The 23759-nt window shown below is 66.1% G+C and carries 29 protein-coding genes; 10 read left to right on the top strand and 19 right to left on the bottom strand.

Annotated elements, in window-relative coordinates; genetic code table 11:
• Positions 1–45 precede the first annotated feature (45 nt).
• From map to rpsH, 9 genes are all read right to left on the bottom strand, one after another.
• Positions 46–846, bottom strand: coding sequence for a type I methionyl aminopeptidase (map, locus tag IBX22_RS21740; protein ID WP_194817338.1), 801 nt, complete (start codon positions 844–846; stop codon positions 46–48).
• 4 nt (positions 847–850) lie between these two features.
• On the bottom strand, positions 851–1396 hold the full coding sequence (locus IBX22_RS21735; protein ID WP_194817337.1) for an adenylate kinase: 546 nt from the start codon (positions 1394–1396) through the stop codon (positions 851–853).
• Positions 1393–2715 (bottom strand): preprotein translocase subunit SecY, encoded by a 1323-nt coding sequence (secY, locus tag IBX22_RS21730; protein WP_194817336.1) that lies wholly within the window; start codon positions 2713–2715, stop codon positions 1393–1395. The genes IBX22_RS21735 and secY overlap by 4 nt, the downstream gene beginning before the upstream one ends.
• Positions 2716–2853: 138 nt before the next feature.
• On the bottom strand, positions 2854–3297 hold the full coding sequence (rplO, locus tag IBX22_RS21725; protein ID WP_194817335.1) for a 50S ribosomal protein L15: 444 nt from the start codon (positions 3295–3297) through the stop codon (positions 2854–2856).
• A 2-nt stretch (positions 3298–3299) separates the two neighbouring features.
• Positions 3300–3479 (bottom strand): 50S ribosomal protein L30, encoded by a 180-nt coding sequence (gene rpmD / locus IBX22_RS21720; protein WP_194817334.1) that lies wholly within the window; start codon positions 3477–3479, stop codon positions 3300–3302.
• A complete protein-coding gene (gene rpsE, locus IBX22_RS21715) occupies positions 3479–4144 on the bottom strand; it encodes a 30S ribosomal protein S5 (protein ID WP_194817333.1) in 666 nt (221 codons plus the stop codon). Before rpsE ends, rpmD begins: the two co-directional genes overlap by 1 nt.
• Before the next feature lie 31 nt (positions 4145–4175).
• Positions 4176–4583 carry a 50S ribosomal protein L18 gene (gene rplR, locus IBX22_RS21710; RefSeq protein ID WP_228538913.1) on the bottom strand — a complete coding sequence of 136 codons (408 nt, stop codon included), beginning with the start codon at positions 4581–4583 and terminating at the stop codon, positions 4176–4178.
• A 2-nt stretch (positions 4584–4585) separates the two neighbouring features.
• Complete coding sequence (rplF, locus tag IBX22_RS21705) at positions 4586–5125, bottom strand: 50S ribosomal protein L6 (protein ID WP_194817332.1); 540 nt, start codon at positions 5123–5125, stop codon at positions 4586–4588.
• 14 nt (positions 5126–5139) lie between these two features.
• Entirely contained in the window at positions 5140–5538 is a 399-nt protein-coding gene (gene rpsH / locus IBX22_RS21700; RefSeq protein ID WP_194817331.1) for a 30S ribosomal protein S8, read from the bottom strand.
• A gap of 441 nt (positions 5539–5979) precedes the next feature.
• Between rpsH and IBX22_RS21695 the strand changes: the two genes are divergently transcribed.
• Positions 5980–6498 carry a GtrA family protein gene (locus IBX22_RS21695; protein ID WP_194817330.1) on the top strand — a complete coding sequence of 173 codons (519 nt, stop codon included), beginning with the start codon at positions 5980–5982 and terminating at the stop codon, positions 6496–6498.
• 73 nt (positions 6499–6571) lie between these two features.
• Here IBX22_RS21695 and IBX22_RS21690 read toward each other — a convergent pair whose 3' ends face one another.
• The 6 genes from IBX22_RS21690 to IBX22_RS21665 all read right to left on the bottom strand — a co-directional run bounded on the left by IBX22_RS21690 (position 6572) and on the right by IBX22_RS21665 (position 10543).
• A complete protein-coding gene (locus IBX22_RS21690) occupies positions 6572–6811 on the bottom strand; it encodes a hypothetical protein (protein WP_194817329.1) in 240 nt (79 codons plus the stop codon).
• A gap of 191 nt (positions 6812–7002) precedes the next feature.
• Entirely contained in the window at positions 7003–7188 is a 186-nt protein-coding gene (locus tag IBX22_RS21685; RefSeq protein WP_194817328.1) for a type Z 30S ribosomal protein S14, read from the bottom strand.
• 4 nt (positions 7189–7192) lie between these two features.
• On the bottom strand, positions 7193–7759 hold the full coding sequence (rplE, locus tag IBX22_RS21680; RefSeq protein ID WP_194817327.1) for a 50S ribosomal protein L5: 567 nt from the start codon (positions 7757–7759) through the stop codon (positions 7193–7195).
• A 1-nt stretch (position 7760) separates the two neighbouring features.
• Positions 7761–8078, bottom strand: a complete 318-nt coding sequence (gene rplX, locus IBX22_RS21675) for a 50S ribosomal protein L24 (protein ID WP_194817326.1) — start codon at positions 8076–8078, stop codon at positions 7761–7763.
• Position 8079: 1 nt separating this feature from the next.
• Positions 8080–8448: a 50S ribosomal protein L14 gene (gene rplN, locus IBX22_RS21670; RefSeq protein ID WP_194817848.1), complete on the bottom strand. Its 369-nt coding sequence runs from the start codon at positions 8446–8448 to the stop codon at positions 8080–8082.
• A 241-nt stretch (positions 8449–8689) separates the two neighbouring features.
• Positions 8690–10543, bottom strand: a complete 1854-nt coding sequence (locus IBX22_RS21665) for an ABC transporter ATP-binding protein/permease (RefSeq protein ID WP_194817325.1) — start codon at positions 10541–10543, stop codon at positions 8690–8692.
• Between the two features lie 183 nt (positions 10544–10726).
• Here IBX22_RS21665 and IBX22_RS21660 point away from each other — a divergent pair, with 183 nt between their 5' ends.
• The 5 genes from IBX22_RS21660 to IBX22_RS21640 all read left to right on the top strand — a co-directional run bounded on the left by IBX22_RS21660 (position 10727) and on the right by IBX22_RS21640 (position 14162).
• On the top strand, positions 10727–11014 hold the full coding sequence (locus IBX22_RS21660; RefSeq protein WP_194817324.1) for a hypothetical protein: 288 nt from the start codon (positions 10727–10729) through the stop codon (positions 11012–11014).
• Positions 11011–11406, top strand: coding sequence for a PIN domain-containing protein (locus tag IBX22_RS21655; RefSeq protein WP_194817323.1), 396 nt, complete (start codon positions 11011–11013; stop codon positions 11404–11406). The genes IBX22_RS21660 and IBX22_RS21655 overlap by 4 nt, the downstream gene beginning before the upstream one ends.
• A 21-nt stretch (positions 11407–11427) precedes the next feature.
• Positions 11428–12516, top strand: a complete 1089-nt coding sequence (locus tag IBX22_RS21650) for an MAB_1171c family putative transporter (RefSeq protein ID WP_194817322.1) — start codon at positions 11428–11430, stop codon at positions 12514–12516.
• Between the two features lie 131 nt (positions 12517–12647).
• Positions 12648–13589, top strand: a complete 942-nt coding sequence (locus IBX22_RS21645) for an ABC transporter substrate-binding protein (RefSeq protein WP_309234720.1) — start codon at positions 12648–12650, stop codon at positions 13587–13589.
• A gap of 9 nt (positions 13590–13598) precedes the next feature.
• Positions 13599–14162 carry a hypothetical protein gene (locus IBX22_RS21640; protein WP_194817320.1) on the top strand — a complete coding sequence of 188 codons (564 nt, stop codon included), beginning with the start codon at positions 13599–13601 and terminating at the stop codon, positions 14160–14162.
• Here the strand turns inward: IBX22_RS21640 and IBX22_RS21635 are convergent.
• A complete protein-coding gene (locus IBX22_RS21635) occupies positions 14101–15075 on the bottom strand; it encodes a DUF6545 domain-containing protein (RefSeq protein WP_194817319.1) in 975 nt (324 codons plus the stop codon). The two genes, IBX22_RS21640 and IBX22_RS21635, sit on opposite strands and share 62 nt — an antisense overlap.
• Before the next feature lie 120 nt (positions 15076–15195).
• Here IBX22_RS21635 and IBX22_RS21630 point away from each other — a divergent pair, with 120 nt between their 5' ends.
• Positions 15196–15909: a siderophore-interacting protein gene (locus IBX22_RS21630; protein WP_194817318.1), complete on the top strand. Its 714-nt coding sequence runs from the start codon at positions 15196–15198 to the stop codon at positions 15907–15909.
• On the opposite strand, the gene IBX22_RS21625 is transcribed toward IBX22_RS21630, so the two are convergent.
• Together IBX22_RS21625 and IBX22_RS21620 are read right to left on the bottom strand one after the other, a co-directional pair.
• Positions 15884–17635, bottom strand: coding sequence for an ABC transporter ATP-binding protein (locus IBX22_RS21625; protein WP_194817317.1), 1752 nt, complete (start codon positions 17633–17635; stop codon positions 15884–15886). The two genes, IBX22_RS21630 and IBX22_RS21625, sit on opposite strands and share 26 nt — an antisense overlap.
• Positions 17632–19473, bottom strand: coding sequence for an ABC transporter ATP-binding protein (locus IBX22_RS21620; RefSeq protein WP_194817316.1), 1842 nt, complete (start codon positions 19471–19473; stop codon positions 17632–17634). Before IBX22_RS21620 ends, IBX22_RS21625 begins: the two co-directional genes overlap by 4 nt.
• Positions 19474–19626: 153 nt before the next feature.
• Here IBX22_RS21620 and IBX22_RS21615 point away from each other — a divergent pair, with 153 nt between their 5' ends.
• The 3 genes from IBX22_RS21615 (at position 19627) to IBX22_RS21605 (ending at position 23338) form a co-directional block, all read left to right on the top strand.
• Entirely contained in the window at positions 19627–20064 is a 438-nt protein-coding gene (locus tag IBX22_RS21615) for a TIGR03667 family PPOX class F420-dependent oxidoreductase (protein WP_194817315.1), read from the top strand.
• Between the two features lie 68 nt (positions 20065–20132).
• Positions 20133–22367: a hypothetical protein gene (locus tag IBX22_RS21610; protein ID WP_309234719.1), complete on the top strand. Its 2235-nt coding sequence runs from the start codon at positions 20133–20135 to the stop codon at positions 22365–22367.
• Positions 22368–22402: 35 nt separating this feature from the next.
• Positions 22403–23338 (top strand): RluA family pseudouridine synthase, encoded by a 936-nt coding sequence (locus IBX22_RS21605; RefSeq protein ID WP_194817314.1) that lies wholly within the window; start codon positions 22403–22405, stop codon positions 23336–23338.
• Here IBX22_RS21605 and IBX22_RS21600 read toward each other — a convergent pair.
• Positions 23335–23733, bottom strand: a complete 399-nt coding sequence (locus IBX22_RS21600) for a hypothetical protein (RefSeq protein ID WP_194817313.1) — start codon at positions 23731–23733, stop codon at positions 23335–23337. The genes IBX22_RS21605 and IBX22_RS21600 overlap by 4 nt on opposite strands.
• Between the last annotated feature and the right edge of the window lie 26 nt (positions 23734–23759).

Below are 23759 nucleotides of genomic sequence, written 5' to 3'. Positions count from 1 at the left end.
ACCCTGGCGGGTGCGGAGGTGCGTCGAAAGAGCAAGCGGGAGTGGCTACTCCGGGCGCAGCGTTAGGATGCGCGGGCCGTCTTCGGTGACCGCGACGGTGTGCTCCCAGTGCGCGGAACGCGAACCGTCGAGGGTGACGACGGTCCAGTCGTCATCGAGCACCTTGGATTGGGTGGTGCCCAGGGTGAGCATCGGCTCGATCGCGAGGACCGATCCCACCACGAGTTTCGGGCCCTTGCCGGGAGGACCCTCGTTCGACAGGAACGGGTCCATGTGCATCTCGCGGCCGATGGCGTGGCCACCGTAGCCGTCGACAATGCCGTAGGAGCGGCCGTGCAGTTCCTCGGCCGCGCGGGTACCGAGCTCGATGGCGTGCGAGACGTCGGTGAGCCGGTTGCCCGGAAGCATCGCCTCGATGCCGGCTTCCATCGACAGCTTGGTGGCCTCGCTCAACAGGCGATCGGCTTCGATGATGTTGCCGACGCCGAACGTCCACGCCGCATCACCGTGCCAGCCATCGAGAATCGCGCCGCAGTCGATCGAGACCAGATCGCCCTCGACCAGAATGTCGTCGGCGTTCGGAATCCCGTGCACGATACGGTCGTTCACCGACGAGCAGATCGAGCCCGGGAACCCGTGGTAGCCCTTGAAGGACGGCACCGCACCCGCATCGCGGATGAGCTGCTCGGCCACCTCGTCCAACTCCAGGGTCGACACCCCGGGCTTGGCGGCCTCCCGCACGGCGACCAGGGCGCGACCGACGATCGCGCCCGCCGCCGCCATGGCGTCGAGTTCACCCGCGGTGCGGAAGGGCACCACCTTCTTGGACTTGCGGCCGAAGACCATCAGGTCAGTGCCCCAGAGCCCGGAGCGCGCGGGCGTTCACGTCATCGACCTCACCGACACCGTCGACGGACACGACGAGACCGTCGTAGTGGGTCAGCAGCGGCTCGGTCTCCTCGCGGTACACGCGGAGCCGGTTACGGATGACGCCCTCGTTGTCGTCGCCACGGCCACGGGCCAGCATGCGCTCGACCACGGTGTCCTCCGGCACGACGAAGCACAGCACGGCATCCAGCTTGGTGTCCATGTCGCCGAGGATCTTCTCCAGCGCGTCGGCCTGATCGACCGTGCGCGGGTAGCCGTCGAGGATGAAGCCGTTGGCGGCGTCGGGCTCGTTCACCCGGGCCTCGACCATGCGGTTGGTGACATCGCTGGGCACCAGGTCACCGGCGTCCATGTACTTCTGCGCTTCGCGGCCCAGCGGGGTCTGCTGGGAGATGTTGGCGCGGAACAGGTCCCCGGTGGAGATGTGCGGGACACCAAGCTTGTCCGACAGGAGATCGGCCTGAGTACCCTTGCCGGCACCCGGCGGACCGAGCAGTACAACTCTCACTTGAGGAACCCTTCGTAATTTCGATTCATCAGCTGGGACTCGATCTGCTTCACGGTGTCCAAGCCGACGCTCACCATGATCAGCACCGCGGTGCCGCCGAACGGGAGATTCTGCATGCCACCGGAGTTGCCGATGTCCAGGAACAGGTTGGGCAGGACGGCCACGAGACCGAGGTAGAGCGAGCCGGGCAGGGTGATGCGGCTCAACACGAAATTCAAGTAGTCGGCGGTGGGCCGGCCGGGACGATACCCGGGGATGAAGCCACCGAACTTCTTCATTTCGTCGGCGCGTTCCTCCGGGTTGAAGGTGATCGCCACATAGAAGTAGGTGAAGAAGACGATCAGGCCGAAGTAGATGGCGATGTAGACCGGGCTGCTCGGATTCACCAGGTACTTCTGGATGATGTCCTGCCACCAGCTCGGGTCCGGGTTGTTCGTCGACGACGTCAGCTGCGCCACCAGGTTCGGCAGGTACAGCAGCGACGACGCGAAGATCACCGGGATGACGCCGGCCTGGTTCACCTTCAACGGCAGGTAGGTCGAGGAGCCGCCGTACATCTTGCGGCCCACCACGCGCTTGGCGTACTGGACCGGGATCCGGCGCTGGCCCTGCTCGACGAAGATCACCGCGGCGATGATGGCCAGCGCGGCCACACACACCAGGCCGAAGACCACGCCACCGCGGCTGTCCAGGATGTTCTTGCCCTCGCTGGGGATACGCGCGGCGATACCGGCGAAGATCAGCAGCGACATACCGTTGCCGATACCGCGCTCGGTGATCTGCTCGCCGAACCACATGACCATCGCGGCGCCGGCGGTCATCACCAGCACGATGATGATCATGCCGAAAATCGAGGTGTCGGCGAGAATATCCTGCTGGCAGCCCTGCAGCAGCTGACCGCGGGCGGCCAGCGCGACAAGGCCTGTGGCCTGCAGAATCGCCAGTGCGATAGACAGATAGCGCGTGTACTGCGTCATCTTGTTCTGGCCGGATTGGCCTTCTTTACGCAGTTCCTCGAACCGCGGAATGACGACAGTCAGCAGCTGAATAATGATGCTGGCGGTGATGTAGGGCATGATGCCGATCGCGAAGACCGACAATTGCAGCAGCGCGCCGCCGGAGAACAAGTTGATCAGCTGGTAGATACCAGCGGAATCACCGCCGGAAACCAGGTCGATGCATTCCTGCACGGCCTGGTAATCCACACCGGGGGACGGCAGCGCGGCACCGAGTCGGTACAGCGCGATCAACCCCAGCGTGAAGAGAATCTTCCGCCGTAAGTCCGGAGTCCGGAAGGCCGATACGAAGGCGGAAAGCACAGATCCTCCTGGCGAACGACATGGTCATGCCACGGCTTTGACACCATGACGGGGCTTGGCAGGCAATAAATGAACTCTAACAGTGGCACCGGACGAGCTCTCACTCGTCCGGTGCCATTGTCTTACTGCAGAGTACCGTCAGCCCAGTTCGGTGACAGTGCCACCGGCGGCGGTGATCTTCTCCTTGGCGGAGCCGGTCACCTTGTCGGCGGTCACCTGGACCGCCACGCCGATGTCACCATCGCCGAGAACCTTCACCAGCTGGTTCTTGCGAACCGCGCCGGCAGCCACGAGCTCGGCCTTGCCGACCTCGCCGCCCTGCGGGAACAGCTTGGCGATGGCCGAAACGTTGACGACCTGGTATTCGACACGATTCCGGTTGGTGAAGCCCTTGAGCTTGGGCAGCCGCATGTGCAGCGGCATCTGCCCACCCTCGAAGGAGGCCGGAACGTTCTTGCGAGCCTTGGTGCCCTTGGTACCGCGGCCCGCGGTCTTGCCCTTGGAGCCTTCACCGCGACCCACACGGGTCTTTTCGGTCTTGGCACCGGGGGCCGGACGCAGGTGATGAATCTTGATGGTCATGCTTAGACCTCCTCAACTGTTACGAGGTGGCGCACGACGTTGATCAGGCCACGGTTCTGCGGGGTGTCCTCGCGAACCACGGTCTGCCGGATCTTACGCAGGCCGAGCGTGCGCATGCTGTCACGCTGGTTCGCCTTGGCGCCGATCGTGGACTTGATCTGGGTCACCTTGAGCTGTGCCATTACTTGCCACCTCCAGCGGCCAGAGCGCGCGCACGCAGCATGCCCGCGGGGGCAACATCCTCGAGCGGCAGGCCACGGCGAGCCGCGACCTCTTCCGGACGCTGCAGCATCTTCAGTGCGGCGACCGTCGCGTGCACGACGTTGATGGCGTTGTCACTACCCAGCGACTTCGCCAGAATGTCATGAATGCCAGCGCATTCCAGCACGGCACGGCACGCGCCACCGGCAATGACACCGGTACCCGGCGAGGCCGGACGCAGCATGACGACACCGGCCGCGGCCTCACCCTGAACCGGGTGGACGACGGTCGAGCCGATCATCGGGACGCGGAAGAAGTTCTTGCGAGCCTCTTCGACACCCTTCTGAATCGCCGCGGGAACTTCCTTGGCCTTGCCGTAGCCGACGCCGACCAGACCGTTGCCGTCACCGACGATCACGAGGGCGGTGAAGCTGAAGCGACGACCACCCTTCACGACCTTGGAGACGCGGTTGATCGCGACTACGCGCTCGAGCTGGTTCTTATCGGCCTGCTGGTCACGACGGTTGTCGCCACCACCACGACGATCGCGGCCACCGCCACGGTTGTCGCCGCCGGCGCCACCAGCGGCGCCATTCTGCTGTCCGGCGGGTCCGTTGCCGCCGTCACGCCGTTGACGTCCCGGCATCAGACGTTCCCTTCGTTCTTGTTTGCAGTCATCAGAACTTCAACCCCGCTTCACGAGCGGCATCCGCGAGCGCCGCGATACGGCCGTGGTAATCGTGACCACCACGGTCGAACACGACGGCCTCGACACCGGCGGCCTTGGCACGGGCGGCGATCAGCTCGCCGACCTTCTTGCTCTTGGCCGACTTGTCGCCGTCCACAGCGCGCACATCGGCTTCGATGGTCGACGCGAAGGCAATGGTCTTGCCGACGGAGTCGTCCACGAGCTGAGCGTGCAGGTGCCGCGCGGAGCGGTTGACCACCAGGCGCGGACGCTCGGTGGTGCCTTCGACCTTCTTGCGCAGACGGAAGTGACGGCGGGTCTTCGACAGACGACGCGCCGTCGACGCGTCCTTGCCGCGCGGCTTGCGCTTGGCAATCTGATTTTCGGTTTGCGCCATGATCACTTACCCGTCTTTCCGACCTTGCGGCGAACAACCTCGCCGGCGTAGCGGATGCCCTTGCCCTTGTACGGGTCGGGCTTACGCAGTCCGTGGATGACAGCGGAGATCTGGCCGACCGCCTGCTTGTCGATACCGGACACGGAGAACTTGGTGGGCGATTCCACCGCGAAGGTGATGCCGGCCGGGGCCTCGATCGGCACCGGGTGGCTGTAGCCGAGGGCGAACTCGAGGTTCGAGCCCTTGGCGGCCACACGGTAACCGACACCGAAGATTTCCATCTTCTTCTCGTAGCCCTTGGTGACGCCTTCGATCATGTTGGCGACGAGGGTACGGGTCAGGCCGTGCAGCGAACGGTTCTGCCGCTGGTCGTCCGGGCGGATGACCTCGAGCTGGCCGTCCTCACCCTTGGAGATGGTGATCGGCTCGGCGACAACGTGGGTCAGGGTGCCCTTGGGACCCTTGACCGAGACGTTCTGGCCGTCGATGTTCACCTCGACGCCGGCAGGGATTGCGATGGGCTTCTTACCAATACGCGACATTTGTCCTACCTCCCTTACCAGACGTAGGCGAGGACTTCTCCGCCCACGCCTTGCTGCTTGGCCTGACGGTCGGTGAGCAGGCCGGTCGACGTGGAGATAATCGCCACGCCGAGGCCGCCCAGGACCTTGGGCAGGTTGGTGGACTTCGCGTACACACGCAGACCCGGCTTGGAGACGCGGCGCAGGCCCTGCAGGGAGCGCTCACGGCTGGGGCCGTACTTGAGGTCGACGATGAGGGTCTTGCCCACGGTCGCGTCCTCGGTCCGGTAATCGGCGATGTAACCCTCACGCTTCAAGATCTCGGCGATGTTCACCTTGAGCTTCGAGTGCGGAGCCTTCACCTGATCGTGGTACGCCGAGTTGGCGTTGCGCAGACGCGTCAAGAAGTCTGCGATCGGATCAGTCATGGTCATGGTTAGACCTCGACACCTTTCTCGCTACGGTTCCCATGCAGCGCCGGCACATGACACGCCAACGGTGGGCCTATAGCAATGGGGCTGGTCCGGCCGACATTTGCCGACCGGATGAGAGCTCTTGATGAGTCCTCGGGGTCCGGGCCGCCCGCAGGGCACGAGGCAGAAACACCACCTCAGCCACCTGCGGACACAGATGTGCCCAGACAACCGCTCAAGTGTATGCAAAGCCCAGCTAGACGCCAAATCCGGCCCCGCACTCAGGGCTGTGAGATTCGCCGCCGGTGAGTTTCTCCCGGCCGCGCCGTCCAAAAAGTAGCCACTGCCGCTGCCCGCGACGACCTCAAAGATGCTCCCACCTGGGCGTCTTGTATACGTATACATCTACGTATAGTGTGAGCGGCACGCCATAGCGCGACCCAAACCGATGAGGAGAACCCGATGGACCGCCCCCTACGCAGCCTGCTGACCGGCTCCGGTCCCGTCGCCTCGTTCCTGCGCTACACCGCCGTCGGCGGCAGCAACGGTTTGCTCTCCAGCGTCGCTGTGACCCTGCTCGGGCTTGCCATTCCGTTCGCCCTGGCCAACGCCCTGATCACGATCGCCTCCACCGTCCTCGGCACCCATCTGCACGCCCGCTTCACCTTCACCGCCCGCGAACCCGCCGGCTGGCGGCAACACCTCCAGTCCGCGGCCACCGCCGCGGGCGCCTACGCCTTGACCAGCGCCGCGATGCTGCTACTCCCCCTGGTGTGCGCGAACCCGAATATCTGGACCCAGCAGGTCGTCTATCTCACCGCCTCAGCACTGGCCGGCGTCCTGCGCTTCCTGGTCCTGCGCGCCCTCGTCTTCGGGGCCACGGCGGCCGCACCGCGCCGGATCGCCCTACCGAAACCGCCTGTGCGCCTGAATCCCTCGGGATTCCTCTATACCGGCGCCTTCGCCGCAAGCCCCGCATAAGGGCGCCCGCACATAGATACGCGCGTGGGCGCGGACTCAGAGAGTCCGCGCCCACGCCGGTTATCCAAGGTGCTCAGCGGCAGCTCGGGTTCGGGTGCGGCTGCGTGCTGCCCCAGGGGCCGCACATGATGAGTTTGAGGAGCCCCAGGGGGAGGTCGATGAGCGACGAGCCGGTGCCCGAGGAACCGGACTCGGCGACCGCGGTGGCCTGCGGAGCCGCCGGGGCGGGGGCGGCGATCGCGGGCGCGGCGCCGGCGAACATGATCGCCGCGGCGGCGGTGGCGACGGCGAATTTTGTTGCGAGACGGTTCATTTCGACCTCCATAGATGTTCGTTCGGGATGGAGATCGGGGTTTGCGAACAAAACGTTTCATAAGGTCTTGTAAAGCTCGGCCGCCGAATACCCTTGCACCCCAACCGAAGACGCCGAAGGGCACGGACTCACATGGAGTCCGTGCCCTCGAACGATTTCAGTTGTCGTGCACGCTCAGGAAGAGCGCAGGCTCACCAGGAGCTCTTGTGCACGCCCGGGAGCTCGCCCTTGTGGGCCATCTCGCGCAGGCAGACACGGCACAGGCCGAACTTGCGGTACACCGCGTGCGGACGGCCGCACTTCTGGCAGCGCGTGTAGGCGCGGACCGCGAACTTCGGCTTGGCGTTGGCCTTGTTGACCAGTGCTTTCTTAGCCATGTGCTCAGTTCTCCTTGAACGGGAAGCCGAGGTGCTTGAGCAGCGCGCGGCCTTCTTCGTTGTTGGTCGCGGTGGTGACCACGGTGATGTCCATACCGCGCGGGCGGTCGATGGAGTCCACGTCGATCTCGTGGAACATCGACTGCTCGCTCAGGCCGAACGTGTAGTTGCCGTTGCCGTCGAACTGCTTCGGCGACAGGCCGCGGAAGTCGCGGATACGGGGCAGCGCGATGGAGACCAAGCGATCCAGGAACTCCCACATGCGATCGCCACGCAGCGTGACCTTCGCACCGATGGGCATGCCCTCACGCAGCTTGAACTGCGCGATCGACTTGGTGGCCTTACGGATCTCGGGCTTCTGACCGGTGATCAGTTCCAGATCCTTGACGGCGCCGTTGATCAGCTTCGCGTCACGGGCGGCGTCGCCGACACCCATGTTCACGACAACCTTCACCACGCCCGGGATCTGCATCACGTTGGCGTAGTCGAATTCGCCGTTCAGCGCGTCCTTGATCTCGGCGCGGTAGCGCTCCTTCAGGCGAGGCTGAACCTTGTTCTCAGTGGAGGTCATGTCAGATGTCCTTCCCGTTCTTACGGGAGATCCGGACCCGCTTGCCGCTCTCCTCATCGGTGCGGTAACCGATGCGAGTGGGGTTGCCATCCGAATCCACGACCATCACGTTGGAGACCTGGATCGGGGCTTCCTGGGTCACGATGCCGCCCGAGGAGGCGCCGCGCTGATTGGCGGAGTTGGCAACGTGCTTCTTGATACGGTTCACGCCTTCGACAAGGACCTTGCCGGTCGCGGGGTAGGCCTGAATGACCTTGCCCTTCGCGCCCTTGTCCTTGCCCGAGATGACGAGAACGGTGTCACCCTTGTGCACCTTCATGTCAGAGCACCTCCGGAGCCAGCGAGACGATCTTCATGAACTTCTTCTCACGCAGCTCACGGCCGACCGGGCCGAAGATGCGAGTGCCGCGCGGATCGTTGTCCGGCTTGATGAGAACGGCGGCGTTCTCGTCGAACTTGATGTACGAGCCATCCGGGCGACGGCGCTCCTTGACGGTGCGCACGATGACGGCCTTGACGACCTCACCCTTCTTGACGTTGCCACCGGGGACAGCGTCTTTAACGGTGGCGACAATGATGTCGCCGATACCGGCATAGCGGCGCGACGAGCCACCGAGCACGCGGATGCAAAGGATTTCCTTCGCTCCGGTGTTGTCGGCGACGCGCAAGCGCGACTCCTGCTGAATCACTTCAGCCTCCTTGACCTGGACGTATAAGCCACGCCGGATTGCCGACCCGACGGGCATGGTCATGTGCCACCCGAACGCGCGCCTGCCAGCGGTTTCAGCGGTCTGAGTAAGCAAACTCGGACCCCACTGCTGGGGGTTCGCGGCCGAATCGCGGGCATAGCTCCCGCAGGCAACCGGTCTAGTGTAGGGGAAAGCCCAGGTCGACCCAAATCGGGGGTCGGCCTGGGCTGAGTTCACTCCGCTAGGCGTCGGCGGTGACCGCTTCGAGGTTCCACGGGCCGTTACCCTCCAACGTCAGGACTTGGGTGTGGTGCTGGTCCACGGTACTGCGGTGCGCGACGCTGACGACCATGGTGTCCGGAAGCTCGGTTCGCACCAGCTTGTACAGCGAATACTCCAGGCCTTCGTCCACCGCCGAGGTGGCTTCGTCCATGAAGACGACCTTCGGCTTGATCAGCAGAATGCGCCCGAACGCCAAGCGCTGCTGCTCACCCGGGGAGAGGATCTTCGCCCAGTCGGCCTCTTCGTCCAGCCGGTCGACGAGATGGCCGAGGTGGACCTTGGCCAGGACTTCACGCACGGTGTCGTCGCTGATCTCGGCCGGCTTGCCGGGGTATTCGGCCGCAGTGCGCAGATCGCCGAGCGGGAGATACGGGATCTGGGACAGGAACAGGGTGTCATCGCCGGCCGGACGACCGATCTCACCGTCGGTGTAGGGCCACATTTGCGCCAGCGCGCGCAGCAACGTGGTCTTGCCGCTGCCCGAGGCGCCCTTGACGACCAACGCGTCGCCCGGGCTCAACTGCAAGGTCAGGTCGTCGATGAGCACTTCACCGTCCGGCTTGCGCACATCGACCTTGTCCAGCCGAACCGAGTTCTCCAGATCGGCGACTGCGATCTTGGGCAGGTCGCGTGAGTCGTCGCTGGCGATCAGAAGACCGTCGAGACGGATCAGGGAAGCCCGGTAGGCCGCGAAGTCGTCATACGACTCACGGAAGAACGACAGGGAAGTCTGGATCTCGCTGAAAGCCGAGGCTGTCTGGTTCATACCACCCAAAGACACTGCGCCGCTGAAGAAGCGGGGTGCCTGGATGAGGTAGGGGAAGAGGTAGGCGGACTGGCCGACGACAAAGTTCCAGCCGGCGAACTTCATGTACCGGTAGACGTAAGCCCATTGCACCTGAATTACCTCGGCGAAACGGCTGAGCAGTCCGTCCCGCTCGGCATTCTCACCACGATAGAACGCAACGCTCTCGGCGGAATCTCGCACACGCACCAGTGCGTAGCGGAAGTTGGCGGTCATCCGCTCTTTCAGGAAGTTGATCCGAATCAGCGGGCGACCGATCCAGAAGGCGATCACGGTAGTCACCAAGACATAGGTGAGGACGATGACCAGTGCGGCCCGCGGAATCGTGACCCCCAAGATGGTCATCGGCCCCGACAGATCCCACAGGATCTTCGTGAACGACACGACCGAGACAACAGCTTCCACCGCGCCGAGCGACAGCGTGCGTGACTGCTGCGTGAACACCGTGATATCGGCTTCCACACGCTGGTCGGGGTTGTCGATGGTGTTGTCGATGAACCGGGACCGATAGAACGCGCGATCACGCAGCCAGTCGGTAGTGACGTGCTCGGTCAGCCACACCCGCCACCGAATATCGAACGCCAGCTTGCCGTACAGATACACCAGTTCTTTGACCATCCAGATGGTGATCAGCACGACGAACAGCTTCGCCGAGTTCCAGAACCCGGTTTTGGCTTCCGAAACCTTCGCAGCATCCCCGGCACTCAGCCCAGAACCGCCGAGCTGGAAGGAGCTGAACATATCGTTGCCCCAGTAGCTGAGCAGCACACTCAGCCGGACACTCAGGAGTGCCAGAAGCAGCAGCGCCGCGACAAAGAGCCAGGTACGCCAAGCCCCGGGGCCGCGGAAGTAGCCGCCGCTAACCGCCCAGAACTGACGCCCCCACTTCGTGAGCGTGAGCAACAGCGCAGCGATGACCACGAATGCCACCGCGGTAATCGAGAACGCGATCGCGAGCCATTTAAGGCTCTCGAGCCACTCGACGCTCCAGTCCCTTGACGTCTTCACACAGGCTTCCCATCCCTGAACAGCTGAAAGTCGGCGCAGTCTAACCCGATTCAGGTGATGCCGCCGCGCATCACCCGCCCGGGCGGTGTGCGGCCAGGGCGCGAGGCCCTCCCTTCACGTCGGCTGCCGAGAGCGGGGCGAAAATCCCGAGCTGTTTGGCAAAACTTTTGTTAAAGTGCAGGCATGGCGAATCCAGGTGTAGACGTTCAGTTCATGCCGGGTGAGGGACCAGCACGCAGCGTCAGCGTGTCGTTCACAACCGGGACGTATGAGGCGATTCGGAAACGCGTCGGCAAGCGCGGGGTATCGAAGTTCGTCGAGGAGGCGACCGTTCGGGCACTGAGCCGAGAGTTGTTGTCAGAGCTGATCGACGTGATCGAGGCCGAGGCCGGCCCGTTCGACCAGCAGGAAGTCGCCGAGAAGGCGGCAATCCTCAGGGGCGGGACGGCTCGAGCGGCGGGTGCGGCATGACATTGGTGCTGGATAGCGAAGGGCTGAGCCGTGCGGTACGGCGCGATCGCGCGGTCGGCGTCTGGCTTGCGGCAGCGCGCGATGAAGACCGACCCGTGATCACGTCGGCGGCAGTATTGGTCGAGGTCGCGCATCCCGCGATGAATCGGTCGGCGTTCGCCTGGACGCTGTCCCGAATCGAGGTCGAGCCCGTCACCCGCGCTGTCGCGATGACCGCGTCAGACCTGCTGGCCGGCGCGGGATTGCACGGCCACAAGTACGCGATCGACTCCATGCTGTGCGCAACGGCTTTGGACAGACCCGGCCTCGTCACCATCCTGACTTCTGATACCGACGACATCGACCGTCTGATCGCGAAGGCGGGCCGCCGGGTGCAGGTGATGCGGCTGTAGCCACCATTAGGGTCGACGGCGATGACCGCTCTGCCCCTCCCGATCTCCGTGGTTCTGGTGACGTTGACCGCCGCCGTCGTCCTCGGCCGGTGGTGGCTGGTCGACGATCAGCTCATCGATCGGCTCCTCAACTGGGCGTTGACCTGGGAAGCCCTGGGTTTGACGTGCTTCGTCTGCCTGGCCGGGATCAGTGGCCCGGAGCTGGCCGAGTATCTGTTTCTGGCATGCGGCCCTATGACGATCGTCAATCTGTACGGGATGGCCCGGCTGCTCGACGGCGCCGATCCGGCGGCAGCGGCCCGGCGGCAACGCCGCTATAACCGATTCGGCGCGGCCGCGGCGCTCCTTATCGCGTTCGGCGCGGTGACCGGCCGGACCGAACTCGCCGAATGGGTGTGGGCAGTTTGCAATTCGGTGACCATCGCCGCCGGCCCCCTGGTGATCCGCGCCTGCGTGCGGGAACTGCGATCCGGCACGACGCGGCGGGAACGCTGGGCGTATTCCGCGTTGCTGGTGGTGAGTGCGTACCTCGCCGTCGGCTCGGCCGTGGTGGCGGTGCGAGCGGTCATGGGCCTGCCGACCGCTGTTCCCGGAACGGTCTACGCGATCATCTCGTATCTCGTCCTGGTCCTGTTGTGCCTGCTGATCGCGATTCCCCTCCTGCTGGCACTGGTGAAACGCGCAGGCTGGGACCGTGACTCCCGTCGCTATCGCCGCCTGCACGCACTGTGGCGCGACCTCACCGCCGCGGTTCCGGAAGTCGTCCTGGCCCAGGGCGTTTCCTACACCGGCGACCCCACCCTACGCCTGTACCGCACCACGGTCGAGATCCGCGACGCCCTACTCCAGCTGAAGCTCTATACCGAGGACACGTCGAATCCCGGAACCGGCATCCACCACTACGCCCTGCGGATAGCGGAAGCGGTGCAGGCCAAGTCGCGGGGTTTGCCCGCGCCCGGCTCCGCGGACCCCGTCGCCCTCGCCGCTCCCGCCGACCGGACCGCGGAATTGCGAGCCCTGCTCGACCTCGCTGCTGCTTGGCCTGCCGCGAAGGCCGCGATCAGCGGTCCCCCGACGGGTGCGCGGACGGGGGCAATGTGGGTGACGTGAGTGACGCGCGCAGGAAGATCGGGGCGGGCATGGGCGCTACTCGCAAAATAGGTTAGCCTTGGCTGACTTGCTTCGAAGAAGGGTTGGGGATGAGGACTGTTCGAGCGTCTCACGTGTGGAGGCGGGCCGCGGTGGCAGCGGTCGCCTGCGCTCTCGCAGTGGGTATCACCGCGTGCGGCGGCTCGGGCGAGGCCACCGGGTCCGGTGGCGAGGCCGTCACCATCACGCATGCGCGTGGCGAGACCACGGTCGAAGGGACGCCGAAGAAGGTTGTCGCTCTCGGCAATCAGTGGCTGGATTCCACGTTGGCGCTGGGGGTGACGCCGGTCGGGTATATCGACAATGTGGCGGTGCTGTCCAAGTCCACGCCGCCGTGGGTGCCGCAGTCGCTGCTGGCCGCCGGGAAGGCCTTGAACACCACGGGAAATGTCGCCGAGCAGGTCGCGGCGCTGGAGCCCGACCTCATCCTGGCGGACCCGTTCATCGCCGACCAGAAGACCTATGACGAGCTGTCCAGGATCGCGCCGACCCTGCCGGGCTTGACCGCCGCCGTGGTGACGCCGTGGCAGGACCAGGTCGCCGCGCTCGGCAAGGTGCTGCGGAAACCGGATGAGGCGAGCAAGGTGATCGCCGGCGTCGACGCGAAGATCGCCGCGATCGCGGCGGCGAACCCGGGGCTGAAGGGCAAGACTTTCGCGAGCACCTGGCTGGCGGCCGCCACCCAGATGATGGTGCTGACCGACCCGAACGACGGCTCGGCCAAAGTGTTCACACAGCTGGGGCTGAGCATCCCGAAGAACCTCATGGAGCTGCCCTCGAATCAGGGCCGGCTGGCGTTGTCCCCGGAGCGGGTCGACGAGATCACCGCCGACGTGCTGCTCGCCGGCTACGCCCCCGGCATGGATGAGAAGTACCGGCAGCTGCCCGGTTACGCCGATCTGCCTGCCGTGCAAAAGGGTTCGGTGGTATTCCTGACGACCCAGGAGATCAGTGCCGTGAACCAGCCGACCGCGCTGTCGGTGCCCTACATCCTCGACAAGCTGGGCCCGGCTTTCACAGCGGGCGCGAAGTAGCAGGTCACAGTGTCCGCCTATCCCGATGACACCCGCTTCGCACTGCGCGAGGGCAGTACGGTCTCGGTCACCGCGGCCGACGCCGTCCTGCGGCATCCCACCCGCGCGGAAACGCTCACGGACCTGACCGAGGCACAATCGCGGCTGCTGCACCGCCTGCCGCAGCGACCCGCGACGCTCTCCGAATTGACCTCCGGCACCGACGATCCCGAGGCAGCCGACCTGATCGAGCGGCTGATCGACGGCGGCTGGCTCGCCGTCACCGTGCGGGTCGGCTATCGCGATCTCTACACTCTGCACCCGTCCGGCCGCCCGCCCGCGCGGCCGGTGGGCGTCCCCTGGGCCACCACACTGTCGGCCTACGCGACCTTGCGCCGGGATTCGGTGAGTTTCCTGCTCGAGCATCCGAAAGCCTGGTGCGAGTTGCGTATTCACGACCCCCGGCTGCTCGCCTTGCTCGACGGGCCCGGCGCGGCCGATTCGAGCGTGCCGATCGCGATCAAGACGCAGTTCACCGAAGATCTGCTGTGGGGCGGCTTCTTTGTCGGAGATCCCGATACCGAGGATCATTAGGCCAGTCCCGGGCCAGGGCGAGCAGGATATCCAGTTCGGATTCGACGTCCTCGCCACAGGGCACGTCCAGGCGCAACTGGGTGAGGGCGTCGCGAATTTCCACGACCATGCGATAGAGCCGGTACCCGGAATCGCTGTCCGGCGGTCCCGGTAGGACTACGCCGGGGACGAGCGCCGTCAGATCCCGCCAAAGCGGTTGCAGGCTGCGTATTTTCCGGCCATCCTGATCCCAGCCCCGGCGGGCCGCGGCGGTCCCCGCGAGCGGGATGACGGTCAGGGTGATCAAGGCCACGAAGCCGGCGCACGACTCGGCCGTCCAATGCGGCGCGGGGTTGGTGAGCGGCCCGCCGATCAGCAAGACGATTCCGCTCGCGGCTGCCGAATACACCCAGCCGATCGCGCCCACGAGCAAGGCGCCGAAGGCGAGTTTCTGTCGCGGCGAGGCCGCCTCGGACCGCAGGTCGCGCAGGCACGCCCGCACCGTGAGACATCCGGCGACCGTTACCGGCACACTGAAAATCGCCCACAGCGTCCAGGACTGCCACATCGGCGCCGATTCATCCGGATGGCCGAGCAGCAGCGGCAGCACAGCTCCGGCCACCGCCCAGCGGGCATACCGCTGCTGCCGCCGGCGCGCGTGTTCGGGATTCACCCCGGCGAACAATAAGGCCATGCCGACGATCGCGACGTTGACGAACACTCCGATCGCGAGAAACACCCGGTAGGTCAACTCGGCGAATTCGGTTCGGCTGCCGCATTCCTCGATCAAGGTGGCGACGACCATCAGGCTCAACGCCCGATTGATCATCCGCTCGCTGTCCGTGGAGTTGGCGTAGCGCCACCGCAACCCGATGACGGCGGCGGCGTAGGCGAGCGCGGGCAGCGAGATCCACAGCGCAACCGGGCCTGTCATCGCATCTCCACGAAACTCATCATCGCCGACCGTATACGCCTGCGCCGATCGCTGCGGGGCGGACCGGGAGAGGCACGATACACATGGCTTCGAAAGTATCCTTAGGCTAACCTAATGCCCATGGGTAGAGGATTCAACGGCGTCATGGTCAAGGCGTGGGGCGGCCAGGATTACCGCCTCACCGTGCGATCGAGCGAGTTCGTCACCGACGACTACGTCCGGCTCGGCTTCGATGCGAACGGCCTGCTGGCCCAGCATCCGCAATACCCGACGCAGTACGTCCGCGTGTGGATTCCGGACACCGGCACCGACAAACTGCACCATCGCGCCTTCACCCTGATCGACCAGGACGCCGACAACGATCGCCTCTTCATCGAGTTCGCGCTGCACCACGGCCCCGCCGCGGACTGGGCCCGCAACGCCGCCGCGGGTGATCAACTCGAGGTGACCGTGCTGAACTACGACGCCAAATCCCGTCTCCCCGAGACGGTCACGAGCGAGTACGTCATCTTCGGCGATACCGCCTCGCTGCCCGCCATCAACTCGATCCTCGACACCATCGGCGACACCCCGGCCCGGGTCTTCCTGGAGTGGCAGCACGAATCGGATCGGAGCTTGCCGCTACGGAACAAGCCCCACCACGAGGTGACTTGGCTGCAGCGCGTCGACGACGGTCGCCTGATGCGCGAGAAGGCACAGGAAATCACCTGCCCGGCAGATGCTTTCGCCTGGGTCGCCTGCTGTGGGCAGACCACGCGTTCGATCGTGAAGACCTTCAAGACCACTCATGGCCTGCCCAAGACGTCCCTCAAATACCAGGCGTACTGGAAGTAGCGGGTTCCAGCCGCCAGCCGCTCGCGCGGGAGCGCTCGTTCCAGAACGCGGCGTAGCGTCCGCCGAGCTCGAGCAGTTCGGCGTGCGTGCCGCGTTCCACGATGCGCCCGCCGTCCAGGAACAGGATCTGGTCGGCGTGGGCGATGGTCGTCAGCCGGTGTGCCACCACGAGAACCGTTCGATCCCTGGTGAGTTCGTGCACGCCACGCACCACCACGGCTTCGCTGTGCGGATCCAGCGCGCTGGTCGCCTCGTCCAGCAGCACGATCGGCGCCTCCTTCAGCAGTGCCCGGGCGATCGAAACACGTTGGCGCTCACCGCCGGACAGTGCGGCGCCGCCCTCCCCCACGCGGGTGTCGTAGCCGTCGGGCAGGCGCTCGGCGATCTCGTCGACCCGTGCCGCCTCGGCCGCGCGCAGCACCTCGGCCGCGGTGGCGGCGGGCCGGCCGATCCGGATGTTGTCGGCCACCGAGCGATCGAAGAGGTAGACGTTCTGGAAGACGAGTGACAGCTGATCCAGCAACGTCGCCGACGGTTGTGCGCGCACGTCGTGTCCGCCGACCTCGACCCGCCCGGAATCGACGTCGTAGAACCGGGCCACCAGGCGCAGCAGCGTCGTTTTACCCGCGCCGCTCGGTCCGACGATGGCCGTGGTGGTCCCCGCGGGCACGGTGAACGACAGGTCCGACAGCACCGGTTCGCCTGGGCGGTAACCGAAGTCGACCTTGTCGAAGGTCACGCTCGGGGCACCCGAGGTCACCGGCTCGGCGGCCTCCGGCAGCACCGGCTCGGCGAGCAACGCGGTGATCCGATCCGCGGCGGACGCGGCCGAGCGCAGTGCGTTGCCCACCTGCGCGGCCTGATTCACCGGTTCGATGAATCGCGAGCTGACCGCGACCAGCGCGATCGCGGCCGCCGCCGACATCGCACCGCCGGTCACCCGGCCCACCACCACGTAGACCAGCACCAGGAACACGGCCTGCACGAACAGCGCGAACACGATCAGGCCCGGCACGCTGGCGACGATCATCCGCAGACCCGCGGCGCGCTGCCCGGCCAATGCGGCATCGAGGGCGCGGTTGCCGCGCGCGACCGCGCCGAAAGCTCGCAGCACCGGCTGTGCCTGCGCGAATTCGATGACCCGCGAATCGGATTCGGCAGCGGCGGCGTGCAGGCGCTGATCCGCGCGCACATAACCGCGGTTGGCCAGGCCGTTGATCAGGTAGAGGACGGGTGCGGCGAGCAGCATGGTCAGCGCGACGCGCCAGTCGATGAACAGCATGCCGAGCGCGACCGCGAGGGGAACGAGGATGCCGGTGAGCACCTTGGCCAGCAGGTAGGCGACCAGGCCCTGGGTCTCGCGTACCTGCTCCACGACCAGGCGGGACAGGCGGCCGGTGTCGCGTTGCTCGAACCAGCCCAGCGGCAACGCGTTCAGGTGATCGCCGAGCCGGGTCTGCAAACCCTGCTGCATGCCCACACCGATGCGTAGGCCGATGGCGGCCTGCAGGTAGCCGAACACCACTACGCCGGTCACGGCCAGCACCATGCCCGCCATCCACAGCCAGGCGCGCCCGAGTTCGTCGTCGAACAGCGCCTGCAGCACCGGAACCAGCAGCAGGTAGGCGGCCGCCTGGCTGAGCGCCTGCGCCACGATCGCGGCGAAGAGTTTCGGTGCGAGAGGGGCGAATTCGGCCGGAATCAGGCCCAAAACCTTGCGAATCATCGTGCCTCAGTTTCGATCATGGCCAGCTCACCCAGCGCCGCCTCGTTGATTTCCCAGAGCCGCTGATACGTGCCGCCCGCGGCGCGCAGGGTGGCGTGGTCACCCTGCTCGACCAGGCTTCCGTTCTCCAGCACCAGAATTCGGTCCACGCCGGTGATGGTGTGCAGGCGATGGGCGATGACGAGGACGGTGCGCCCGGCGACCAGTACCGCCAATGCGTCCTGCACCGCGGCTTCCGATTCCGGATCGGCGAAGGCAGTTGCTTCGTCCAGCACCAGCACCGGAGTGTCGGCGAGCAGCGCGCGGGCGATCGAAAGGCGTTGTGCCTCACCGCCGGACAAGCTCGCATCGATACCGATCTCGGAGTCGTAGCCGCGCGGCAGGGCCAGGATGCGGTCGTGAATCCGGGCGGCGCGGGCCACCCGCTCCAGTGCGGCATCGTCGGCATCGGGCCGGGCCAGCAGCAGGTTCTCGCGCACGCTGCCGCGCACCAGCCGGACATCCTGGAAAACGAATCCGACTGTGCGGTAGAGCTCTTCGGAGGAGAAGTCGCGAATATCGCGGCCACCGATGGTGATCCGGCCGGAGCCGACGTCATAGAAGCGCGGCAACAGCTGCGCCAGGGTGGATTTGCCGGAACCGCTCGGACCGACCAGCGCCGTGATCGTGCCGGGTGCCAGCTCCAGATCGATATCGCGCAGCACCTCGTGGCCCGCGCGGTAGGCGAACCCGACGCCCTCGTACCGCACGGCGCCCGCGGGCGCGGCCTCGGCACCGGCGTCGGCAGGTCTGCTCAGCTCCGGAGTCTGTTGCAGCTCATGCAATCTCAGCGCCGCCGCGCCCCCGGAGCGCAGCGCTTGCGCGCCGTACCCGAGGCCCGTCAGCGAACTGCCGATCCCCAAGCCGACCAGCAGGAACGGCAGCACGTCCAGTGCGGGCAGCCAGCCCGAGCCCACCGCGGCCAGCCCGGCCATCAGCACCACGAGCATGACGAACACCGGCATCACCACGATGTCGGATGCCGACTGCACCTTGATGATCGGCGTCTTCATCCGGTCGACGCTGCGCGCCTGATGGTCCACCGCGGCCTGGAACTCGCTGTGCGCCTTGCCCGCCTGACCGAATGCCCGCACCACCTGGATGCCGTCGACGAACTCGATCAGGGCCTGCTGGGTGCGCTGCTCGGACCGGTTGTAGACCACCAACCGGTCCCGGCCGTCCACATCCAGCATCCGGCTGTAGAGCATCGCGAAAGCGAGCACCGGAAGCAGCAGGACCAAGGTCAGCCGCCAGTCGACGGTGCACAGATAGCCGAGGGTGATCAGCGGGACGGTGAGCGCGCCGACGAACTCCAGCCGCGCGTGCGCCACCAGATAGTGCAGCGCCTCCACGTCGTCGGACAGGAACCGTTTCACGCCGCCGGAGGAGCGCTCGTCGAACCAGCCGAGCGGCACCCGGGTCAGCTTGGCGGCCAACAGCCTTCGCAGGGTCAGCTGGTAGCTGCCGTCCACCAGGTGTGACCAGGTCAGCGCGACCGCCTGCAACAACGCACGGGCGCCGAGCACCAGTCCGGCGATGGTCAGCAGACGCCAGACCCGGTCGGTACCGACCTGGTCGGCGAGCAACTCACGGCAGGCCTCGACGATCAGCACGAAGGGCAGCACCGTGCACACCGAGGCGACCGCCATGATGACGCTCGCCAGCAGCAACGGCGTGCGCACCGGCGCGAGAATCTCCTTGCGCGCCTGCGCTTCCTGCTGTTTGCGCGTTTTCAGTTGCGCTCTGGTTTTGCGGTTCCCCGTCTCCGCCGCGGCTAGCGGCTCGACCTCCACCGTCATAGCAATCCCCTTCTCGACCTTGCAGGCCTGAACACCTGAAGCCAGAAGGAAGGCTAACCTAAGTCATTCGGCCGCGGGGATCTGCGTTGGCGTAATTCGGACAGCGTCGGCATTCCTGGAATCCGCGCCGGACCCGCGATGTTATGCACAGGCATGACCACCACGGCAGATCGTCCCGTAGTCGACCCCGCGACTCCCCTGGGCGCCAAGGTCGCACCCCGCCTCGAACAGGAGGGCCTGATCTGGCTGACCACCGTCGGCAGCAGCGGCACCCCGCAACCCAACCCGGTGTGGTTCCAGTGGCGCGACGGCGAATTCCTCATCTTCAGCGAGCCCGGACAGGCGAAACTGCGCAACATCAAGCGCAATCCCCGGGTCTCGCTGAACCTGAACACCGACGGCGGATACGACGTCGGCGTCCTCACCGGCAATGCCCGCATCGATGACAGCGCGCCGTCGGCGGCGGAACTCGAGGCCTACGCGATCAAGTACGCCGCGGGCTTGAAGTCCTTGGGGATGACCGCGGAGAAATTCTTCGCCACCTACTCCGTAGCGATTCGCGTCGCGCCCGACCGTTTGCGCGGTTTCTGACGCGGTTGGACCGACCAAGCGGTCCCCGCCTTTCGGTGTTCACCATTTAGCTCTACGATCCCGCAATTGTGAGCACCGGCGGGGACACCGAAACAAAGCGCGACAGACGACTGTGGGGGGCGGCGACGGTCGCCGGGGTCATCGCCGGATATCTGGCCGTACTCCTCGGCGACCCCCGGCATTACTACACCGACGACACCGAGGCGCAGTACGCGCCGATGTGGGTCGCGCTCGGTAACCGATTGCGCAACGGTGAATTTCCCTGGTTGATCCCGCACGAATGGATGGCGGGCAACTACACCATCGAGGAAGCCGGGCTGTACAACCCACCGCAGCTGCTGGTGCACTTCCTCGCACCCTCGTTCGACAACCTCGCGCTCTACGCGACGCTGGCCAAACTGGTGTTCTCGATCATCGCGGCGCTCGGCGTGTACCGGATCTGCCTGGCCTACGGGGCGCGCGCGTACTGGGCGGCGGTGGCGGGCATCGCTTTTCCGTTGAGCGGCTGGTTCCTGTTCTTCGACCAGGCCAGCTGGATGACCTGCCTGACGGCCACCGCGTGGATGGTGCACGCGTGGGCCTCCGCGGTGCGGTACGTGCGCGGGGAGAGCGGGCCGATCTCGCTGTTCGTGTTCCTATATCTGGCGCTGACCGTCCAATACGCCTTCCCCGCGGTGGAATCCGGTCTGCTGATGGCCACGATCGCCGCCGGTGAGTACATCCATCAGCGGCAATGGCGGCCGGTCCTGAATCTGATGCTCGTCTCGGCGCTGGCCGCGTCGGCGGCACTGATCGCGAATCTGCCGGGCCTGCTGTCCTCGCAGTACACCTGGCGCGGCAACGCGCGCATCCACAACGATCCGTTCCTCACCGTGCCGTGGTCGGAATCGCTGAACGCCAGCCTGCCCAGCACCACGCCCGCGTTCACCGCGTGGTGGGGGCACGTGCAGCCGCTGCCGATGGTCTACATCGCGTGGTTCCTGATTCCGGCGCTGGCCTTCGTCGACTGGCGGGCGGCGGCGAAATCCGCGCGCGAACTCAGCAGCGTCGCACTGTTCGCGACCGCGGTCCTGATGTGGACGGCCGGACCTGGCGCGATCGGGCCGCTGCGCTGGCCGGCCCGGGTGCTGCCCATGGTCGCGCTCGCGCTGCTCGTGCTGGTCTGTGTATTGCTCAGCCGCCACGGCACTTTCGCCTTGACCCGGAACCGGATCTTCGCGGCCGCCTGCTTGATCGGCTTGCTGTTCATCCGCTCCTTCTCGGCCGCGCCCGTGATCGTGGTCCGGCATCTCGTCGCGGTCGTGGTGGTCGCCGGACTCGGGGCCGCGGCGGTCTGGCTGGCACGCAACCGGGGACCGGCCCTGGCCTGCGCGTTCATCGCGGTGGTCATGTTCCCGATCGCCTACACCCAGGTGGCGATCGCGCCGCACACGCCGATGTCGTACAACTTCCCGGAGAAGCGGTCCGAAATGACCGCCGCCTTCCCCGATTTCGAGGGCGTCACCTTGCAATTGGCGGACCGCGCGATCCTCGGGCCGCAGGATCGCGACGTCAGCGCCGCCTACGGGTCCCTGGCCATCGGCAACTACGCGAAAGCCCTCGGCCTGGACTACGTCAACGCCTACACCCCGATCGGGCACGCACCCTTCGCCGGGCAACTGTGCATGGCCTGGGACGGCAGCACCTGCCCGGACGCGTTCCGGCGCGCGTTCAGCGCCGAACCCGAAACCGGCGCGCGGCTCGTCGATCTCATGAAGGTCGATCGGGTGGTGCTGCACCGGGCGCAATATCCGGACGCGGGCCACCATCCCGCGCCCACCGGATGGAAGTGGGTCGACTATCCCGGCCACGAGCGCTACATCTGGGTGCTGGAACGCGAAGCCGGCCTGCTCTCCACCGTGAACGGACTGGTCGCCCACACCACCGACGCCACCGCCACCTCGCGGGCGAGCGACGAGGCGGCGGCCCAGCTGCGGGTCAGTTCCCGGGACGGCGGACGCGTCGTGTTCGCCCGGCTCTACTGGCCCGGCTACCGCATGACCCTGAACGGCGAAGAGATCCCCGTGAGCGCGGTGGCGAAAACCTTCGTCGCCGTGGATGTTCCGGCCGGCACCCAGAACGGGCTCCTAGAGCTCACCTGGCGACCGCCGGGCTGGAAGGCCGGGATCGTCGGCGCGGTGGTGGGCGTCGCCGGAACCGGGCTGCTGCACTGGGCTTATCTGCGCAACCGCCGCAGGGACGCGCAAGCGCCGCCGATCGAACCCGTGCCCGAGGTGCGCGAACCGGCGGTCGCCCCGATCTGACCAGCTCGTTCCGGCACGGCATAGGGTCAGTGCCGATGAGAAGAAGACAGCAGCCGCCACTGCCCAAGCGGTTCGGGTTGGATCCGGCGCGCCTGCGGCTGCCGGAGGACGGCGCCTGGGCGACGATCCGCGACCACCTGGTCGAGCGGCTGCCGCGGGTCGATCCGGCGCGCATCGATGAGCTGCTGCGGCAGGGCGGGATCGTCGATCTGGACGGGCCGATCGCGCCGGACGCGCCGTATGTGCCGGGCGGGGCGGTGTGGTTTCACCGGGATCTGCCCGAGGAGACCGATGTGCCGTTCGAGATCACCGTGGTGCACCGCGACGACGATCTGCTCGTCATCGACAAGCCGCACTTCCTGGCGACCATTCCGCGCGGGCAGCACATCCGGCAGACGGCATTGGTCCGGTTGCGGCACGACCTCGGGCTCCCCGACTTGATTCCGGCGCATCGGCTGGACCGGGTGACGGCGGGGCTGATCCTGTTCGTGATCAATCCGGCGCGCCGCGGGGCGTATCAGACGATGTTCCACAAGCGTTCCGTGCGTAAGGAATACGAGGCGATCGCGCCCTACAACCCGGCTCTGGTACTACCCCGGACGGTGCGCAGCCGGATCATCAAGGAGAAGCACGTGCTCGCCGCGCAGGAGGTGGCGGGTGAGCCGAACGCGGAGACCGTGGTGGAGTTGCTGGAACATCGCGACGGGCTCGGCCGGTATCGCCTGAAGCCGCACACCGGGCGAACCCACCAGCTGCGACTGCACATGAACGGTCTCGGGGTCCCGATCCTCGGCGACGATTTCTATCCGGTCATCACCGACAAACCGGTGGACGATTTCACCCGGCCGCTCCAGTTGCTGGCCGCGGCGCTGGAATTCACCGATCCGCTCAGCGGCGAGCCGCGACGCTTCGAAACCACGCGCGCCCTCCAGGCCTGGACCGACCCGGAGGGCTGGGCGGGTAACTCCTAGGACCCCATGAAGCCCAGGGGTCCCGCGCCACAGGTGGCGCTACCGGTGAGCGTCGGCTCGGCGACGTTCACCTTGATCTCGATGTGCGAACCCTGCAGCGCGGACAGGGTGTGGGTGCCGGACTTCTTCGGCTTCCATTGAATGGTCGCAACCCCGTTGGCCGGCTTGACCGGGCTGCCCGGGATGACCAGTGCGTTGTCGTAGAACCACACCTCGAACCAGTGGTTCACCTTGGCGGTGATCTCGTAGGTGCAGGCGGCGTGGATGGTCCGGCCCGAAACCTCCAGCTCGGTGGGTGTTGCCGAGGCGTACGGCGCGCTCAGGACCGCCGCACAGCTCATGGCGGCCAGCGCGGTGAGGCCGGCGCCGACCCGACGACCAGGGGCTTTACTCATACAGAAACTCCTTGTAGCCACGCACA

It is taken from the genome of Nocardia sp. XZ_19_385, assembly GCF_015355755.1.
Lineage (GTDB): Bacteria > Actinomycetota > Actinomycetes > Mycobacteriales > Mycobacteriaceae > Nocardia.
The sequence above is the reverse complement of the archived record's forward strand: the minus strand, read 5'-3'. Positions and strand labels throughout refer to the sequence as shown.

Excerpts from the sequence above, each read along its gene's own strand:
- map (WP_194817338.1), bottom strand. The coding sequence starts at position 846 with ATGGTCTTCGGCCGCAAGTCCAAGAAGGTGGTGCCCTTCCGCACCGCG.
- rplO (WP_194817335.1), bottom strand. The coding sequence starts at position 3,297 with ATGACCATCAAGATTCATCACCTGCGTCCGGCCCCCGGTGCCAAGACC.
- rpmD (WP_194817334.1), bottom strand. The coding sequence starts at position 3,479 with ATGGCACAGCTCAAGGTGACCCAGATCAAGTCCACGATCGGCGCCAAG.
- rpsE (WP_194817333.1), bottom strand. The coding sequence starts at position 4,144 with ATGCCGGGACGTCAACGGCGTGACGGCGGCAACGGACCCGCCGGACAG.
- rplR (WP_228538913.1), bottom strand. The coding sequence starts at position 4,583 with ATGGCGCAAACCGAAAATCAGATTGCCAAGCGCAAGCCGCGCGGCAAG.
- rplF (WP_194817332.1), bottom strand. The coding sequence starts at position 5,125 with ATGTCGCGTATTGGTAAGAAGCCCATCGCAATCCCTGCCGGCGTCGAG.
- rpsH (WP_194817331.1), bottom strand. The coding sequence starts at position 5,538 with ATGACCATGACTGATCCGATCGCAGACTTCTTGACGCGTCTGCGCAAC.
- IBX22_RS21695 (WP_194817330.1), top strand. The coding sequence starts at position 5,980 with ATGGACCGCCCCCTACGCAGCCTGCTGACCGGCTCCGGTCCCGTCGCC.
- IBX22_RS21690 (WP_194817329.1), bottom strand. The coding sequence starts at position 6,811 with ATGAACCGTCTCGCAACAAAATTCGCCGTCGCCACCGCCGCCGCGGCG.
- IBX22_RS21685 (WP_194817328.1), bottom strand. The coding sequence starts at position 7,188 with ATGGCTAAGAAAGCACTGGTCAACAAGGCCAACGCCAAGCCGAAGTTC.
- rplE (WP_194817327.1), bottom strand. The coding sequence starts at position 7,759 with ATGACCTCCACTGAGAACAAGGTTCAGCCTCGCCTGAAGGAGCGCTAC.
- rplX (WP_194817326.1), bottom strand. The coding sequence starts at position 8,078 with ATGAAGGTGCACAAGGGTGACACCGTTCTCGTCATCTCGGGCAAGGAC.
- IBX22_RS21660 (WP_194817324.1), top strand. The coding sequence starts at position 10,727 with ATGGCGAATCCAGGTGTAGACGTTCAGTTCATGCCGGGTGAGGGACCA.
- IBX22_RS21655 (WP_194817323.1), top strand. The coding sequence starts at position 11,011 with ATGACATTGGTGCTGGATAGCGAAGGGCTGAGCCGTGCGGTACGGCGC.
- IBX22_RS21650 (WP_194817322.1), top strand. The coding sequence starts at position 11,428 with ATGACCGCTCTGCCCCTCCCGATCTCCGTGGTTCTGGTGACGTTGACC.
- IBX22_RS21635 (WP_194817319.1), bottom strand. The coding sequence starts at position 15,075 with ATGACAGGCCCGGTTGCGCTGTGGATCTCGCTGCCCGCGCTCGCCTAC.
- IBX22_RS21630 (WP_194817318.1), top strand. The coding sequence starts at position 15,196 with ATGGGTAGAGGATTCAACGGCGTCATGGTCAAGGCGTGGGGCGGCCAG.
- IBX22_RS21625 (WP_194817317.1), bottom strand. The coding sequence starts at position 17,635 with ATGATTCGCAAGGTTTTGGGCCTGATTCCGGCCGAATTCGCCCCTCTC.
- IBX22_RS21620 (WP_194817316.1), bottom strand. The coding sequence starts at position 19,473 with ATGACGGTGGAGGTCGAGCCGCTAGCCGCGGCGGAGACGGGGAACCGC.
- IBX22_RS21615 (WP_194817315.1), top strand. The coding sequence starts at position 19,627 with ATGACCACCACGGCAGATCGTCCCGTAGTCGACCCCGCGACTCCCCTG.
- IBX22_RS21605 (WP_194817314.1), top strand. The coding sequence starts at position 22,403 with ATGAGAAGAAGACAGCAGCCGCCACTGCCCAAGCGGTTCGGGTTGGAT.
- IBX22_RS21600 (WP_194817313.1), bottom strand. The coding sequence starts at position 23,733 with ATGAGTAAAGCCCCTGGTCGTCGGGTCGGCGCCGGCCTCACCGCGCTG.